Origin of the sequence: Pseudomonas sp. M30-35 (assembly GCF_002163625.1) — a bacterium.
In the GTDB taxonomy this organism is placed as follows: domain Bacteria; phylum Pseudomonadota; class Gammaproteobacteria; order Pseudomonadales; family Pseudomonadaceae; genus Aquipseudomonas.
Map to the genome: position 1 here is coordinate 4,025,403 of NZ_CP020892.1, position 13,595 is coordinate 4,038,997.

15 protein-coding genes are annotated in these 13,595 nt (G+C 54.2%); 6 read left to right on the forward strand and 9 right to left on the reverse strand.

Features of this window, described 5'->3' with window-relative positions; translation table 11 throughout:
• Window positions 1-22 precede the first annotated feature (22 nt).
• Window positions 23-529 (reverse strand): DUF3015 domain-containing protein, encoded by a 507-nt coding sequence (locus B9K09_RS18585; protein WP_087518213.1) that lies wholly within the window; start codon window positions 527-529, stop codon window positions 23-25.
• A gap of 241 nt (window positions 530-770) precedes the next feature.
• Here B9K09_RS18585 and B9K09_RS18590 point away from each other — a divergent pair, with 241 nt between their 5' ends.
• On the forward strand, window positions 771-1,142 hold the full coding sequence (locus B9K09_RS18590) for a PilZ domain-containing protein (RefSeq protein ID WP_087518214.1): 372 nt from the start codon (window positions 771-773) through the stop codon (window positions 1,140-1,142).
• A 33-nt stretch (window positions 1,143-1,175) separates the two neighbouring features.
• Here the strand turns inward: B9K09_RS18590 and radA are convergent, their stop codons facing one another.
• Complete coding sequence (gene radA / locus B9K09_RS18595) at window positions 1,176-2,540, reverse strand: DNA repair protein RadA (RefSeq protein ID WP_087518215.1); 1,365 nt, start codon at window positions 2,538-2,540, stop codon at window positions 1,176-1,178.
• Window positions 2,541-2,655: 115 nt separating this feature from the next.
• Window positions 2,656-2,901, reverse strand: coding sequence for a YdcH family protein (locus B9K09_RS18600; RefSeq protein WP_087518216.1), 246 nt, complete (start codon window positions 2,899-2,901; stop codon window positions 2,656-2,658).
• 236 nt (window positions 2,902-3,137) lie between these two features.
• Here B9K09_RS18600 and mscL point away from each other — a divergent pair, with 236 nt between their 5' ends.
• Window positions 3,138-3,545: a large-conductance mechanosensitive channel protein MscL gene (gene mscL, locus B9K09_RS18605; RefSeq protein WP_087518217.1), complete on the forward strand. Its 408-nt coding sequence runs from the start codon at window positions 3,138-3,140 to the stop codon at window positions 3,543-3,545.
• A 264-nt stretch (window positions 3,546-3,809) separates the two neighbouring features.
• Here mscL and B9K09_RS18610 read toward each other — a convergent pair whose 3' ends face one another.
• Window positions 3,810-4,586 carry a ferredoxin--NADP reductase gene (locus B9K09_RS18610; protein WP_087518218.1) on the reverse strand — a complete coding sequence of 259 codons (777 nt, stop codon included), beginning with the start codon at window positions 4,584-4,586 and terminating at the stop codon, window positions 3,810-3,812.
• A gap of 160 nt (window positions 4,587-4,746) precedes the next feature.
• Here B9K09_RS18610 and B9K09_RS18615 point away from each other — a divergent pair, with 160 nt between their 5' ends.
• From B9K09_RS18615 to B9K09_RS18630, 4 genes are all read left to right on the forward strand, one after another.
• Window positions 4,747-5,883: a class I SAM-dependent methyltransferase gene (locus B9K09_RS18615; RefSeq protein ID WP_087518219.1), complete on the forward strand. Its 1,137-nt coding sequence runs from the start codon at window positions 4,747-4,749 to the stop codon at window positions 5,881-5,883.
• A gap of 152 nt (window positions 5,884-6,035) precedes the next feature.
• Window positions 6,036-6,833, forward strand: coding sequence for a transporter substrate-binding domain-containing protein (locus B9K09_RS18620; RefSeq protein WP_087518220.1), 798 nt, complete (start codon window positions 6,036-6,038; stop codon window positions 6,831-6,833).
• A gap of 84 nt (window positions 6,834-6,917) precedes the next feature.
• Window positions 6,918-7,865 carry an amino acid ABC transporter permease gene (locus B9K09_RS18625; protein ID WP_087518221.1) on the forward strand — a complete coding sequence of 316 codons (948 nt, stop codon included), beginning with the start codon at window positions 6,918-6,920 and terminating at the stop codon, window positions 7,863-7,865.
• A 19-nt stretch (window positions 7,866-7,884) separates the two neighbouring features.
• Entirely contained in the window at window positions 7,885-8,610 is a 726-nt protein-coding gene (locus B9K09_RS18630) for an amino acid ABC transporter ATP-binding protein (RefSeq protein WP_087519162.1), read from the forward strand.
• 441 nt (window positions 8,611-9,051) lie between these two features.
• On the opposite strand, the gene B9K09_RS18635 is transcribed toward B9K09_RS18630, so the two are convergent.
• The 5 genes from B9K09_RS18635 to B9K09_RS18655 form a co-directional block, all read right to left on the reverse strand.
• Window positions 9,052-9,192: a DUF2474 domain-containing protein gene (locus B9K09_RS18635; RefSeq protein WP_087519163.1), complete on the reverse strand. Its 141-nt coding sequence runs from the start codon at window positions 9,190-9,192 to the stop codon at window positions 9,052-9,054.
• Between the two features lie 10 nt (window positions 9,193-9,202).
• Complete coding sequence (gene cydB / locus B9K09_RS18640; protein ID WP_087518222.1) at window positions 9,203-10,213, reverse strand: cytochrome d ubiquinol oxidase subunit II; 1,011 nt, start codon at window positions 10,211-10,213, stop codon at window positions 9,203-9,205.
• 2 nt (window positions 10,214-10,215) lie between these two features.
• Window positions 10,216-11,643 (reverse strand): cytochrome ubiquinol oxidase subunit I, encoded by a 1,428-nt coding sequence (locus tag B9K09_RS18645; protein ID WP_087518223.1) that lies wholly within the window; start codon window positions 11,641-11,643, stop codon window positions 10,216-10,218.
• Between the two features lie 341 nt (window positions 11,644-11,984).
• Entirely contained in the window at window positions 11,985-12,569 is a 585-nt protein-coding gene (locus B9K09_RS18650; RefSeq protein ID WP_087518224.1) for a nucleotidyltransferase family protein, read from the reverse strand.
• Window positions 12,566-13,537 carry an XdhC family protein gene (locus tag B9K09_RS18655; protein ID WP_087518225.1) on the reverse strand — a complete coding sequence of 324 codons (972 nt, stop codon included), beginning with the start codon at window positions 13,535-13,537 and terminating at the stop codon, window positions 12,566-12,568. Before B9K09_RS18655 ends, B9K09_RS18650 begins: the two co-directional genes overlap by 4 nt.
• Between the last annotated feature and the right edge of the window lie 58 nt (window positions 13,538-13,595).

Genomic DNA, 13,595 nt, shown 5'->3' on the forward strand with positions numbered 1-13,595 from the left:
GGCTTTTTAATGCCTGGCAAATTTACGCTGGAGTTTTAGCGTAAGTGGCCAATTTGCTATCGCGGCTCATCACGTCCAGAGTCGAAGCCAGAACTTGCTCACTGGTAACGTCTGCGGAAGAGAAGATCGTGTTGAAGTTCTCGTGAGTAACCTTGGCGAATTGCGCACGGTCGCTTGCCGGAATACCCAACAGTACAGCATAAGCATCCAGTGCCTCACCCTGACCTTGCGCCATGTCCACTGCGATAGAGTCGAGCATGCCGTTCATGGCAAGCATCGAACGACCACCATACGTAAGCTTACCGCCAGTGCTACAACCGTTAGTGCCAGACGTCATACCAAAGGTGGCATTACCGGAAGTGCCGTTAGTGGTACTGGCAAGAAAGTGCGGTGCAAGACCGCGCTGGCCATCAAACAACATATTACCCCAACCGCAAGATGGACCGCCTGGCGCTTCTGCATATGCGCTAACACTGGCGACAGTTAACAAACCGAAAATCAAGCCTTTGCTCAGCAATCGCTTTTCCATTTTTCTTTTGCTCCACGCTAAATAGTTATAAAGCTGCACTAGCAGCTTTGGCGAAAGTCGTAAAACTGTCAAATTCGATGCTGACATCAGCGTCTAGATAGCAAATAGCTAGCGCCGTGTTGCCCAACGATTTAAGGGGTTTCGCCAAAAAAGCAGTATCAAAATATTTTTCCATGCAAACAAACATATTTAGCTCGGCCGGCTTGGCTATAGTGTTGAGAGCATAAATCAGGAGCTGAATATGAGCGGCACAGACACAGAGCGTAGACGCTTTCAGCGGATCGCCTTTGATGCACCGACAGAGATATCCCAGGGCACACAGCGTTGGGACGTGAAACTGCATGACGTTTCACTCAAAGGCCTGATGGTCGAGCGCCCCGCTGACTGGAAGGCAGACCCGGAGCAACTGTTTGACGTGCAGATCAGCCTCAGCGACGTCGCCAAAGTGCGCATGGAAGTAACTGAAACCCGCGATGATGACGGCCTACTCGGCTTTGCTTGTGAACACATTGACCTGGAGTCGATAAGCCACCTGCGCCGTCTGGTCGAACTGAACCTGGGTGATGAATCGCTACTTGAACGTGAGCTCAGCGCGCTCGGCGAAGAAAACTAAGTCGCGCTGAAATAACCACTCAATCAGGCGCGGTTAATCGAACAAAGCATCCAGCGCTTGCTCAAGCCGCGTGACGGCAATCACCTCAAGCCCCGCCGGGGATTCTTTCGGAGCGTTGCCTTTGGGCACAATGGCACGTTTAAAGCCATGCTTGGCGGCTTCCTTCAAGCGTTCCTGACCGCTTGGCACCGGCCGAATTTCGCCGGATAACCCCACTTCACCGAACACTAACAAGTCATTGGCTAACGGTCGATTACGCAGGCTTGAAATAACCGCAGCCATCAGCGCCAAGTCTGATGCTGTCTCCAGCACCTTGACCCCACCGACGACGTTCAGAAAAACATCCTGATCATAAGTTGGAATGCCGCCATGACGATGCAACACCGCAAGCAGCATGGCTAAGCGGTTCTGATCGAGCCCCAGCGTCACCCGCCGCGGGTTGCCCAAGTGGCTGGTATCGACCAGCGCCTGCACCTCAACCAGCATGGGCCGTGTGCCTTCCCAGGTTGCCATGACCACGCTGCCAGGCACTTCTTCCTGCGCCCGAGTCAGGAAAATGGCTGAAGGATTGGTCACCTCTTTCAGGCCTTTGTCAGTCATGCCAAACACGCCGAGCTCGTTGATCGCGCCAAAGCGGTTCTTCACCGCTCGCAACAGACGCAAGCGGCCGTCTGACTCGCCCTCGAAATAGAGCACGGTATCGACCATGTGCTCCAGCACCCGTGGCCCGGCCAGCGCCCCTTCTTTGGTGACATGGCCGACCAGGAAGATTGCAGTACCGCTTTGCTTGGCATAGCGCACCAGCAAAGCGGCGCTTTCGCGTACTTGCGCCACGCCGCCAGGAGCGGATTGTAACTGCTCAGTGAAGATGGTCTGGATTGAGTCGATCACCATTACCTTGGGCTTTTCCTGGCGTGCCGTGGCAATGATGCTTTCGATGCAGGTTTCAGTCATGACCTTGAGTTTGTCTTCTGGCAAACCCAAGCGCCGCGCACGCATGGCAACCTGTTGCTGCGACTCCTCCCCCGTCACGTACAAGGCGGGGAATCGCGTAGCGATGTTGCACAGGGTTTGCAGCAAAATGGTCGACTTACCAATGCCAGGGTCCCCGCCGATCAGCACCACTGAGCCATCGACCAGGCCACCGCCCAGCACGCGGTCCAGTTCGCCGGATGCCGTCGAGAATCGCGGCATCTCTTCAACGCTGACTTCAGCCAAGGTTTTTAGCGGTGTCTGCTGGCCTGCCCAACCACTGCGCCCGCCAGGCGCAGCGGCATTCGCCTCAAGCATGGTTTCGACTAGGGTATTCCAGGCGCTGCACTCACCGCACTGACCGGCCCACTTGGGAAACGTGGCACCGCATTCGGTGCAGCCATACAGGCGTTTGGCCTTAGCCATCAGCAGACTTCCTCAGAGCAAAGCGCCCATCATAGCCTTTCCTGAGGAAACTGAGACAACCCACATATCGTGAAAATGCCTCATTTGCCAACATGTGCCAAAGCGTTCCTAGGCCTTAACCTTCACTGTTGGTCAGCATGTTGGAGATTTCATCTTTGAGCGTCACGCGCTGCATCTTCAGGCCTTGCAAGTTCAGGTCATCCATCGAGCTGTGGCCGTCTTCGACTTCATAAATGCGTTTATCCAATGCCTCGTACTCTTCGGCAAGCCGGGCAAAACGCTTATTTGATTGCGCCAATGCGCTGAATTGGCTGGCGAATTGAGGAAACTCGTTCTTTAGTGAATGATGTTCCAGCGGCATGTCTGCACCCTCTTGATGTATATACCTTCAGACTAGTTGAGCCTAGCAGCTCTGCTTGCCTGCAAGCGCATGTCTAAACAAGGCGCAAAACCTCACAGCCAAATTGTCAATTTTCAGCACTAATCAACTAATAGAGCCGAGCAGACACTCTTTTGACGGCCCCGACTTATCTAGTGGCTAAATGTAATTGAATGTTTAGAATAAGCAGACAACCAGACATCGCAAGGATTGGAAACATGAGCATTATCAGTGAATTCAAAGCTTTTGCCGTTAAAGGCAACGTGGTCGACATGGCTGTCGGTATTATCATCGGCGCGGCGTTCGGTAAGATCGTTGCATCCTTTGTTGGCGATCTGATCATGCCTGCTTTAGGTGTGCTGATCGGCGGTGTCGACTTCACAGACTTGGTCATCATCCTCAAAGCGGCACAGGGTGATCTCCCAGCCGTTACCATGAATTACGGTAAGTTCATCCAAACGCTGGTGGACTTTCTAATCGTGGCATTCGCTATTTTCATGGCGATCAAAGTCATGAACAGCCTCAAGCGCAAAGAGGAAGCAGCCCCAGCCGCGCCTCCTGCACCAACTCAGGAACAAGTATTACTGGCTGAGATCCGCGACCTGCTTAAAAGTAAGGCCGAATAAGCCATCGCGCTCGCCTGCTAGACAGCTTGGCGTGATCACGCCAAGCCTAGTTGAACCGAATGGCGGACGACGCTTTTTTCGTCCGCCAGCGGCAACCTGAATACTCAAACTATTCGCCACCTTGGTGGACAAGCTTCGCCTTGTCGCACCCTACCTGAGTCGCCTCAACCCGTAGGGTGGACGACGCTTTTTTCGTCCGCCAGCGGCAACCTGAATACTCAAACTATTCGCCACCTTGGTGGACAAGCTTCGCGTTGTCGCACCCTACCAATAATTCTCCACGGCTACTTGGCCTGGCCTGCGGGTAAGACTTAGCTGCATGTCGCGTTGTTTCAACAGCTGGCGCAGATCATCAATCATCTGTGGGTTGCCGCAGAGCATCACCCGTGAGTTTTCGGCATCCATCGCCACCCCGGCAGCACGCTCCAACTCGCCATTCTCAAGCAATACGGTGATACGTTGATTGAGGCAGCCTGCAAGCGGCTCACGCGTGACCACCGGCACATACACCAACTTGTGTGCATGTTCAGCAAGATGTTCGAGGGTGCTGAGTTGTTTGATCAACTCTTGATAGGCCAACTCCTGAGCTGTGCGGGCGCTGTAAACCAGAATGATCCGCTCAAAGCGCTGCCACACTTCAAGGTCTTGTAATATCGACAGGAACGGAGCCAAGCCCGTGCCGCTGGCGACCAACCACAGATCGCGACCATCAATAAACCGATCAAGCGTCAGAAAGCCAAAGGCTTGTTTATCCACAAGCAGCGTATCGCCAACGGACAAACGACTCAGTTCACTGGTGAACTCACCGTCTGGCACGACGATTGAGAAGAACTCGAGAAACTCGTCGTGCGGCGCTGAAACCATCGAATACGCTCGCCAGACAACACTGCCATCTGGCTTGTTGACCCCTAAACGGGCGAATTGCCCAGCACGAAATCTAAACCCCTGATCCCGTGAGCAGCGCAAGCTGAATAAAGTTGGCGACCAGACACGTACATCGCTAAGGGTTTGCCGGGTAAACTTCTCATCACTAGCGCTCATAGGACTCCCTAAGTGAGTCAGTGGTTGGGCTCGAGCAAATACCAGGCACTATTGCTGCACGGTGATCAGGCTAAAACAGCTAAGCTATAGCGCTCTAACCGCTCGGCTCATGAGACTGCAGTGTCGCGCACTTTTCCGTTGATAAAAACCAGCAGCTTATATGCCTATATTTGTTACGCCTTTTGCTGAGTTGGAGCTAATCCGCCAGCCTGAACAGTCACACGAAACCCTGCAGGCCTTTGATGCCGCAGACGAATACCTGCTTAACCAGTTTGCCGAGCAAGGCATTACTGCTGGCCTGCGCGTGTTGATTCTCAACGACAACTTTGGTGCCCTCGCCTGCGCGCTGGCAGCCGTTGAACAAACGCCGATGGAGATTATCAGCAGTTCAGACTCGCACCTGGGGCACATGGCGCTACAGATCAACCTGCGGCGTAATCAATTGGCCGCAGACGCCGTCAACTTCGTACCGGCTGAACAGACAGTCCAAGGACCGTTTGATCGCGTACTTATCCGCATCCCCAAGACACTGGCCTTACTTGAAGAGCAACTGATTCGTCTACATGGCCAGTTAGCACCGGGGGCTCAGGTTGTAGCTGCGGGTATGGTTAAACATTTACCGCGCGCCGCGGGTGACCTGCTGGAAAAATACATCGGCCCGGTTCAGGCTTCTCTGGCTGTCAAAAAGGCGCGCCTTCTGATTGCATCGCCGGAACAAAAACCGCAGCCAGTCTCTCCCTACCCGAGCCGCTATACCTTGGAAAAACCGAGGCTCAGCCTGATTAATCATGCCAACGTTTTCTGTCGCGAAGGCCTCGACATTGGCACTCGGGCGTTCTTACCGCACCTGCCTAAACATCAAGTCCCGATGCGCGTGGCAGACGTGGGGTGCGGCAACGGCGTTCTGGCAATTTGCTATGCGCTGAACAGCCCTGAGGCGCAACTGACATTGGTTGATGAGTCCTACATGGCGGTGCAATCCGCACGTGACAACTGGCGGGCAGCGCTAGGTGAACGCCCTGCAGATATCCGCGCAGGCGACGGTCTGGCTGAGCAAGCGGCTGACTCATTGGATCTGGTGCTGTGCAACCCACCCTTTCACCAGCAGCAGGTGGTTGGCGATTTTCTCGCCTGGCGCATGTTCCAACAAGCACATAGCGCGCTGGTCACCGGCGGTGAATTATGGATTGTCGGTAATCGCCACTTGGGCTACCACCAAAAGCTCAAGCGCCTGTTTCGTGGCGTCGAACAAGTGGCGTCTAACCCTAAATTTGTCATCCTCAAAGCCATCAAGTAGCTGATAACGACCGACTTCCCTCTAAGCGACCAGCTACCTGCTCCGGACTTTTTCATTCAAGGCTTAACCTGTTATAACAAAGGGCCTTTACAAAAGGCCGATGCCAACAAATAAGAACGCAATAATGCGCTCAAAATAATAAGGACTCTCACATGAGAAAATTTTTTACCGGCTTGGCGATTAGCGCCAGCCTGCTAGGCGCTTCAATCACAGCTCAAGCGGGTCCAGTTCTTGATGATATTGTTAAATCAGGGGAGCTTAAAATTTGTTTCGATGCGGGCTACATGCCTTTCGAAATGAAGAGCAAGTCGGGCCAATTTATCGGCTTTGATATTGACATGGGCAAACTGCTTGCCAAGCAAATGGGGGTTAAATACGTCCCGGTCAACACAGCATGGGATGGCATCATTCCAACCCTGCTGACGGGCAAGTGCCACATGATCAACGGCGGCATGACCATCAACACCCAGCGCAACATGCGTGTGAATTTCGCTGATCCGTATATCGTGATCGGCCAGAGCATTCTGCTGAACCCTAAGCTCAAGGGTAAAATCAAAGACTACAAAGACCTCAATGATCCGCAATACACCATCACCACCAAACTCGGCACCACCGGTGAGCAATCGGTCAAGCGCCTGCTGAGCAAAGCCAAGATCAATGTCTTTGAAACCCAGTCTGACGCAGTGCTTGAAGTCACCAACGGCAAAGCGGATGCATTCATCTACGACCTGCCATTCAACGCAATCTACTTTGCGCAGAACAAAGACAAGATCGTTCACCTGAGCGAGCCATTCACCTATGAGCCGCTGGGCTGGGCTGTCGCTCAAGGCGACCCGGAAATGCTCAACGTGCTGAACAACTTCCTGCGTCAGATCAAGGGTGAAGGCACCTACGATCGTCTCTACGCCAAGTGGTTCGAAAGCGACGCCTGGCTCGACCAGGTTCAGTAAACCCATCAGGCCAGACTTACCCTCTGGCCTGATTTCCACTTGCCTCGCGCGTTACCGTAAAACCTAAATTTTCAGGAGGTCACTTTGTTGACCAGTCCCCGACGCTGGCTTTGGCACGGCTTATCAGTACTTATCATCGCGGGCCTAATGGGCACGCTGTACATGGCCTCGAAGCAGATCAACTACAGCTGGCAATGGGCCCGTGTCCTGCCTTACATCGTCAACACCGCACCGCTCGATCTTCGCGCCAGCGGTAATGGCACCATCACTGATGTCACTCAAGATGCAATCACCCTCACCTTGGATGACGGTGGCAAAACTCAGGTATTCAAAGCGTATGATCAGACCGTTGCAACCCAAGGCGACTTGATCTTTGAGGGCGATGTAGTCGCACGCACCGTGCAATGGCGTGCTGGCCCGCTACTCCATGGCTTGTGGGTAACCCTGAAGATATCGGTGATTTCACTGTTCTTCGCCACCCTGCTCGGCTTAGCCGCTGGTTTGATGCGAATTTCCAGCAATCCGGCCTGTCAGAACCTGGCATTTGCCTACATCGGTTTGATTCGCGGCACGCCGCTGCTGGTACAGATATTTATCATGTACTTCTTTATCGGCACCATGCTCGACCTTGACCGCTTCTCTGCGGGGGTCATGGCGCTGTCGATCTTTACCGGTGCCTACATTGCTGAAATCGTACGCTCTGGCATCCAGTCGATCTCACCCGGACAAATGGAAGCTGCACGCTCGCTAGGCATGTCTTACCCCAAGGCGATGACTCACGTTATTTTGCCGCAAGCATTCAAGCGCACACTACCGCCAATGGCGGGCCAGTTGATCAACCTGATCAAGGACTCCTCACTGGTTTCGGTGATTGCGATTACCGACCTGACCAAAGCTGGACGCGAGGCTATCAGCGGAAATTTCGCGACATTCGAAGTGTGGATCACCGTTGCCGGCCTGTACCTGATTCTGACGACGCTGCTGTCGTGGGGTGTTCGCCATATTGAAAAGAGGTTAGCCGCCAGTGACTGAAGCCTATACCGGCAAAGACATGATCGTTGCCACCCAAGTAAATAAAATTTTCGCCAATGGCTGCCATGCCCTTAAAAACGTCAGCGCGACCATTGCGCGTGGTGAAGTGGTTGTAATCATTGGTCCATCTGGCTCCGGTAAGTCGACGTTCCTACGCGCACTTAACCAGCTTGAGCAGATCAACAACGGGCAGATCATCATCGACGGCATCAACATGTATGCCCCCGGCACCAACATCAATAAGCTGCGCGAACGCGTAGGCATGGTGTTTCAGTCGTTCAACCTGTTCCCGCACAAAACAGTTAAAGGCAATGTCATGCTGGCTCCGATCAAGGTCGCCAAACGTGAGCCAAAGAAGGCAGAGCAAGACGCCGAACAACTGCTTAAGCATGTGGGTTTAGGTGACAAACTGAACGTTTACCCGGCGCAACTCTCGGGTGGCCAACAGCAACGAGTCGCCATTGCCCGCGCGCTGGCAATGAACCCCGATGTCATGCTGTTTGATGAGCCAACATCAGCGCTCGACCCGGAAATGGTCGGCGAAGTACTTGATGTGATGAAAAGACTGGCCCATGAAGGAATGACCATGGTGGTGGTTACCCACGAAATGGGCTTTGCCCGCGAAGTGGCTGACCGCGTACTGTTTATGGAGGACGGTGAGTTGTTGGTCAGCGACACGCCAGACAACATCTTCAGCAGCACCAAGCACCCGCGACTGGAGCAGTTTCTATCGAAGCTGCTGTAGAGAGGACGGCGCTTGTCCGTCCACCATTCAAACGCCGCAGAGCGTCAAGCCATCAACCATGAACCGGTGGGCAAGCTACGCGTTGCCACACCCTACAAACCGCAACTGTAGGGTGGACAACGCTTTTTTCGTCCACCATTCAAACGCCGCAGAGCATCAAGCCATCAACCATGAACCGGTGGGCAAGCTACGCGTTGCCACATCCTACAAACCACAACTTTAGGGTGGACGACGCTTTTTTCGTCCACCACTCAAACGCCGCAGAGCGTCAAGTCATCAACCATGAACCGGTGGGCAAGCTACGCGTTGCCACACCCTACAAACCACAACTGTAGGGTGGACGACGCTTTTTTCGTCCACCATTCAAACGCCGCAGAGCATCAAGCCATCAACCATGAACCGGTGGGTAAGCTACGCGTTGCCACACCCTACAGCGGCGACTTAACTGGTCATGCCTGCTGCGCTCATAAACCAGCGTAGCAGCAATGACACAACACCCAGAGCCAGCACGCTGCCCGCCCAGATAGCCACCAGCCAGCCAATGCGCTGATACAACGGTTTCTTCTGCTGCGAGCTAGTCATGCTGCGCTCCTCAGTGGTAGCCATGGTCATGGCTCATCTTGCCGCGGAACACGTAGTAGCTCCACGCGGTGTACATCAGAATGAATGGGACGATAAACAACGCCCCAACCAGGATAAACGCCTGGCTTTGCGGCGGCGACGCTGCTTCCCAGATGGTCACGCTTGGCGGAATGATGTTCGGCCACAGGCTGATGCCTAAGCCGCTGTAGCCCAAAAAGATCAGGCCGAGGGTCAGCAAAAATGGCGCGTAATGTTGCCGTTTTTCCACCGCGCGCCACAGCGCCCACGTGCAAAGCATGACCAGCAACGGCACTGGCAAGAACCAGAACAGGTTTGGCAGGCTGAACCAGCGCTCGGCAATCTCCGCATGGGCCAATGGTGTCCACAGGCTGACAACACCTGTAACCGCCAGGACCACAAGAATCAGTGGCTTGGCCAAGTTATGCATTTGCTCTTGCAGGCGTCCATCGGTTTTCATGATCAGCCATGTGCAACCGAGCAGCGCATAGGCTGCAACCAAAGCAAGCCCGCAAAACAGCGCGAAGGGTTTTAGCCACTCCAATGGACTGCCCGCATAAACCCGGTCAACCACTTCGATGCCGTCGATATAAGCCCCAAGCGCCACGCCCTGAAAGAAGGTCGCGGTAATTGAGCCGCCAATGAATGCCTTATCCCAGATGTGTCGTTTGTGGGCTTTAGCTTTGAAGCGAAACTCAAACGCAACACCCCGAAAAATCAAGCCAAGCAGCATGAATATCAACGGCAGATAGAGCGCATCAAGCACTACTGCATAAGCCAGTGGGAAGGCACCAAATAAGGCCGCGCCACCAAACACTAACCAGGTTTCATTGCCGTCCCAAACGGGGGCAACCGAATTCATCATCAGGTCGCGCTCGCCTTCATCCCTGACGAACGGGAACAGGATACCGATCCCCAGATCGAATCCGTCCATGATTACGTACATCATCACACCGAAAGCGATGAGCACAGCCCAGATAAGCGAGAGATCTATGCCGACCATGTTCAGCTCCTTTCAGTCTGAGTGTCGTATTCATCGTCCGGAGCAGCTGACAACGGCCGTGACGGCGTGCGTTTCTGGCCTGGGCCACCCTCTTGATGGTTAGTGCCCTCAACAGCCACTGGCCCTTTGCGCACCAGTCGCAACATATAGCCGAGCCCCGCACCAAACAGCGCGAAATAAACCACGACAAACAGCACCAAGGTCACGCTCATTTGTACAACCGTGTGATTTGAAACAGCATCTGCGGTGCGCATCAGCCCGTAAACAACCCAAGGTTGACGGCCAATTTCAGTGGTAAACCAGCCCGCCAGAATCGCAATCAGACCCGAAGGCCCCATCCACAAGGCCATGTGCAGGAACGCGCGATTTTCATAGAGCCGGCCCCGCGGACGCAGCAACAACGCCCAGCCGCCCATCATTATCATCAACATGCCAATGCCGACCATAACCCGGAAGCTCCAGAACACCACGGTCGAGTTAGGCCGGTCTTCTTTCGGAAACTCTTTAAGCGCGGGCACTTGTTTGTCGAGGCTGTGGGTCAGAATCAAGCTGCCGAGTTTGGGGATTTCGACTTTGAAGCGGGTTTCTTCCCGTTCCATGTCCGGCCAGCCAAACAGAATCAATGGTGTGGCTTCACCGGGTTTATTTTCCCAATGCCCCTCAATTGCGGCAATTTTTGCGGGTTGATGCTCCAACGTATTGAGGCCGTGAGCATCGCCAATGACCGCCTGAATCGGCGCCACAATCAGTGCCATCCACATGGCCATCGAAAGCATTTTGCGTATAGCTGGACTGTCACGCCCGCGCAGCAGATGCCAGGCAGCAGATGCGCCGACAAAGAAAGCAGTGGCCAGGAACGCAGCAGTTGCCATGTGCATCAGGCGATAAGGGAACGAAGGGTTGAAGACCACCGCGAACCAGTCGACAGGGATCACCCGACCATCAACAATTTCGAAGCCTTGCGGCGTCTGCATCCAGCTGTTGGAGGCGAGAATCCAAAACGTCGAGATCAGTGTGCCGATGGCCACCATCACCGTAGAGAAGAAGTGTAAGCCCGGCCCGACGCGATTCAAGCCGAACAGCATGACCCCGAGAAAGCCCGCTTCGAGGAAGAATGCGGTGAGCACCTCGTACGTCAGCAAGGGGCCGGTGACGGCGCCAGCAAAGTCTGAGAAGGCGCTCCAGTTGGTACCAAACTGGTAGGCCATCACCAAGCCTGAAACCACACCCATACCAAAGTTAACGGCAAATATTTTCGACCAAAAGTGATACAAATCCATGTAGACACTTTTGCCGCTTTTCAACCACAGGCCTTCGAGAACGGCCAAATAGCTGGCCAAACCAATAGTAATCGCGGGAAAAATGATGTGAAACGAAATGGTGAAAGCAAACTGGATTCGGGCTAAATCCAATGCCTCTAAGCCGAACATGGCGCGTCCTCAATCAGGTTATACAAAACCTCGAATCATTCGAAGCCTGCCAGATACTCTCAAGACTCTGACCATCAAATGAGGCCAGCGTTATTATGTTTAGTAATTAGAGTGATACTGGGTGCGTTCCTTCACTATTTTTTGCGCGCAAACTACACGCCCAACCAAGCCTTGGACGTTAAAGTGTTATTCGATAACAGCGCACTATAAACATAAACTAGACGCAGAAGCACTGACCCATATCAATGCACTGCAAACACAAAGCTGCTCACTCAGGATCAAGGATAGCTGCTTACTCAGAATTAACCGCTGTGGCCCATTGTCGCGATGACCCTCGGGTTTCAACGAATCGCGTCTGGATGATCAACATCAAGCAGGATCGCAGCATCCTCAACCTCTAGCGGAATGCAGGAATGGGCATGTTCCTGCAGTATCGCCCTGGCACCTTGATCGCCCTTTAGAGACTGAAGTTGCGACCAATACTGCCGACCGAATATGACCGGATGACCACGTTCACCGTTATACACCGGGAACACAATCCGCGAGCTGTCAGCCGCGTGCACCAACTGTTGCAGTGTCAGGTCAGCCAGCCAAGGCATATCGCCCAACAATACTGCAACCGCACGCGCCTGGCTGTGGATGGTCGCAACCTGAGCAATCGCTGCGGCCAAACTATTGCCCACGCCCTGATCGGCATCTGCGCAGCGCACAAGATGGGTTTGGCTTGTGAGACCAAGCGCCTGCGGGTCATCGCCCTCACGCAGGACCACATAAACCTGCGCAAAGTGGCGCTGAGCGCGGGCGACAGTGGCTGCCAGTAAGCCTTGGCCATCGCTGAGTTGCGCGATGCGCTTATCACTACCAAAACGCCGCCCTCGCCCAGCAGCCAGAACGACCGCGATGACACCGCTTGCGGCGCTGTTCAGAGCTGCGCCTTGGCAATGCCATTGCGCTGGCGGACGATGTCAGCAAGCACAGCCAGAGCAATTTCCGCGGGTGTTTTGCTGCCAATATTGAGACCAATCGGTGCTTGTATACGCGCCAGGTCAGCCTCACACAGCCCCCCGGAACGCAACAGGCGCTCAAAGCGCTTGTTGGTGGTTTGTTGGGACCCCATCACGCCGATATAAAATGCCTCGGTGCGCACCGCTTCAATCATGGCCAGATCATCAATTCGCGGGTCGTGGGTCAGCGCCACAACCGCAGTGTCCGCATGGCAACCACCGGCGGCGATAACCATTGATGGCAACTCACGACGGATCTCGACGCCCGGTAGCTCAACGCCTTCAAGCACTTCATCTCGCGGGTCACAGAGCACCACCTCAAAACCAAGCGTTTTGCCAAACTCGGCGCAGATATGAGCAACGCTGGAATAGCCCGCCAGGAGCAGGCGTTGTGCAGCGCCAATCCGAATGTGCAATGTATCCAAGTCGCGGCGCACTCGCGGTCCCTGTTCGACATCTGCAATCAACTGCCACGCACCGTGCGGCACGGTGACCGAACGCAACAACCGGCGCTGCCCAAGCAAGGCGCTTTCCAACTCACGCAAATGCGCCTGCACGTCACAGCTGGGCATCAGGTTTTCAACCAACACCTCAAGTACACCGCCGCAGGGCAGGCTGACATTCGAGTAACTGTCTGTACCGTCGCCATAACGCACCAGGGTTACGGGCTCAGGAAACGCGCCTTCGCTGACACGCTGGAGAAAATCATCCTCTACACAGCCACCAGACAGCGAGCCCAACCAGCCGCCCTGTTCGTTGACGACCAATAAAGAACCAGGAGCTCTGGGAGCTGAGCCATAGGTAAACAATACCGTACACAACCAAACGCGCTGACCGCCCAGTGACCATTGCAAAGCCTGACGAATCACCAGTAAATCAAGATGTTGCATTTTTAGCTCCATCACCTCACCAAGCGTGCCACTTTATCAGGACTCAGCACTGCTGGCT

Bases quoted from the DNA above. Each gene is read 5' to 3' on its own strand.
- B9K09_RS18585 (WP_087518213.1), bottom strand. From the start codon at position 529: ATGGAAAAGCGATTGCTGAGCAAAGGCTTGATTTTCGGTTTGTTAACT.
- B9K09_RS18590 (WP_087518214.1), top strand. From the start codon at position 771: ATGAGCGGCACAGACACAGAGCGTAGACGCTTTCAGCGGATCGCCTTT.
- radA (WP_087518215.1), bottom strand. From the start codon at position 2,540: ATGGCTAAGGCCAAACGCCTGTATGGCTGCACCGAATGCGGTGCCACG.
- B9K09_RS18600 (WP_087518216.1), bottom strand. From the start codon at position 2,901: ATGCCGCTGGAACATCATTCACTAAAGAACGAGTTTCCTCAATTCGCC.
- mscL (WP_087518217.1), top strand. From the start codon at position 3,138: ATGAGCATTATCAGTGAATTCAAAGCTTTTGCCGTTAAAGGCAACGTG.
- B9K09_RS18610 (WP_087518218.1), bottom strand. From the start codon at position 4,586: ATGAGCGCTAGTGATGAGAAGTTTACCCGGCAAACCCTTAGCGATGTA.
- B9K09_RS18615 (WP_087518219.1), top strand. From the start codon at position 4,747: ATGCCTATATTTGTTACGCCTTTTGCTGAGTTGGAGCTAATCCGCCAG.
- B9K09_RS18620 (WP_087518220.1), top strand. From the start codon at position 6,036: ATGAGAAAATTTTTTACCGGCTTGGCGATTAGCGCCAGCCTGCTAGGC.
- B9K09_RS18630 (WP_087519162.1), top strand. From the start codon at position 7,885: ATGATCGTTGCCACCCAAGTAAATAAAATTTTCGCCAATGGCTGCCAT.
- B9K09_RS18635 (WP_087519163.1), bottom strand. From the start codon at position 9,192: ATGACTAGCTCGCAGCAGAAGAAACCGTTGTATCAGCGCATTGGCTGG.
- cydB (WP_087518222.1), bottom strand. From the start codon at position 10,213: ATGGTCGGCATAGATCTCTCGCTTATCTGGGCTGTGCTCATCGCTTTC.
- B9K09_RS18645 (WP_087518223.1), bottom strand. From the start codon at position 11,643: ATGTTCGGCTTAGAGGCATTGGATTTAGCCCGAATCCAGTTTGCTTTC.
- B9K09_RS18655 (WP_087518225.1), bottom strand. From the start codon at position 13,537: ATGCAACATCTTGATTTACTGGTGATTCGTCAGGCTTTGCAATGGTCA.